Below are 1,704 nucleotides of genomic sequence, written 5' to 3' on the forward strand. Positions count from 1 at the left end.
TGATAGACGGGACGGACGCGCCGCGCGGTCCCCGTCCGGCGCCTCCGGATGGCAGCGAGGGCGGCAGGACGATGGCGAACTATCCCACAACCTTCGACCGGGAGGACCTGCTGAAATGCGCGCGGGGCGAGCTCTTCGGGCCCGGCAACGCGCAGCTTCCCCTCCCGCCGATGCTGATGATGGACCGGATCACGGACATCTCCGGCGACGGCGGCGCGCATGGCAAGGGCCATGTCGTGGCCGAGTTCGACATCACGCCGGACCTCTGGTTCTTCGAGTGCCATTTCCCCGGCAACCCGATCATGCCGGGCTGCCTCGGGCTCGACGGGCTCTGGCAGCTCACCGGCTTCAACCTCGGCTGGCGCGGCTGGCAGGGGCGGGGCTACGCGCTGGGCGTCGGCGAGGTCAAGCTCACCGGCATGGTCCGCCCCGACCGCAGGCGTCTCACCTATTACGTGGACTTCACCAAGGCCGTGCAGACCCGCCGCCTGACCATGGGCGTCGCCGACGGGCGCGTCGAGGCCGATGGCGAGACGATCTACCAGGTCAGGGACATGAAGGTCGCCCTCTCCGAAAGCTGAGCCGCGCCCCCGGCTTCATCTTTCCCGAAATACGCATCGCAACGGCGCGGCCGGGCGCCCCGGCCGAAGCTCCCGGAACCGTCGCGGCTTGCACGGGTTCCCCCGTTTGCCCTAGACAGGCCGGGCAATCCAAGGGAGGGCGCATGCGCCGCAACGAACCGAAGGTCCGCCCATGAGACGGGTCGTCGTCACCGGTCTCGGCATCGTCTCGTCGATCGGGAACACCGCCGGAGAGGTCACGGCCTCGCTGAAGGCGGGGCGCTCCGGCATCACCGCCAACGCCGCGATGGCCGAGCACGGCTTCCGCAGCCAGGTGGCCGGCGCACTCGACCTCGACGTGGCCGACCACATCGACAAGCGCACGCTCCGCTTCATGGGGCCGGGCGCGGCCTATTCCCACATCGCCATGGGCCAGGCCATCGCCGACGCGGGCCTGACCGAGGCGGACGTGGTCGATCCGATGACCGGCCTCATCGCGGGCTCGGGCGGGCCGTCGACCTCGGCCATGCTCGCCGCGCACCAGACGGTCCTGTCCTCGGGCTCGACCAAGCGGATCGGTCCCTTCGCCGTGCCGAAGTGCATGTCCTCGACGGTCAGCGCGAACCTCGCCACCGCCTACCGCATCAAGGGGATGAACTTCTCCATCACGTCCGCCTGCTCGACCTCGCTGCACTGCATCGGCATGGCGGCGCAGCAGATCGCGCTCGGCCAGCAGGACGTGATGTTCGCGGGCGGCGGAGAGGAGCTCGACTGGACGCTCTCCTGCCTCTTCGACGCGATGGGCGCGATGTCGTCCAGGTACAACGACACCCCCGAGCGCGCCTCGCGCGCCTTCGACGCGGGCCGCGACGGCTTCGTGATCTCGGGCGGCGGCGCGATGCTGGTGCTCGAGCCGCTCGAGCGCGCGCAGGCGCGCGGCGCGAGGATCTATGCCGAGGTGACGGGCTTCGCGGCGACCTCGGACGGGGCCGACATGGTCGCGCCCTCGGGCGAGGGGGGCGAGCGGGCGATGCGCGGCGCGCTCCGCACGCTGCCCGAGGGGCGGCGCGTGAGCTACATCAACGCCCACGGCACCTCGACGCCCGTGGGCGACGTGGGCGAGGTGCAGGCCGTCCGCCGCGTC

The 1,704-nt window shown here is 71.2% G+C and carries 2 protein-coding genes; both read left to right on the forward strand.

What is annotated here, in order from left to right; translation table 11 throughout:
- The first annotated feature begins 71 nt into the window (after positions 1-71).
- A complete protein-coding gene (fabA, locus tag ACTS11_RS12105; protein ID WP_442640569.1) occupies positions 72-581 on the forward strand; it encodes a bifunctional 3-hydroxydecanoyl-ACP dehydratase/trans-2-decenoyl-ACP isomerase in 510 nt (169 codons plus the stop codon).
- A 172-nt stretch (positions 582-753) separates the two neighbouring features.
- Positions 754-1,704: beta-ketoacyl synthase N-terminal-like domain-containing protein (locus tag ACTS11_RS12110; RefSeq protein WP_442640570.1), on the forward strand; the 951-nt coding region annotated here is incomplete at its 3' end.

Origin of the sequence: Roseicyclus sp. (genome assembly GCF_052168335.1) — a bacterium.
GTDB lineage: Bacteria > Pseudomonadota > Alphaproteobacteria > Rhodobacterales > Rhodobacteraceae > Roseibacterium.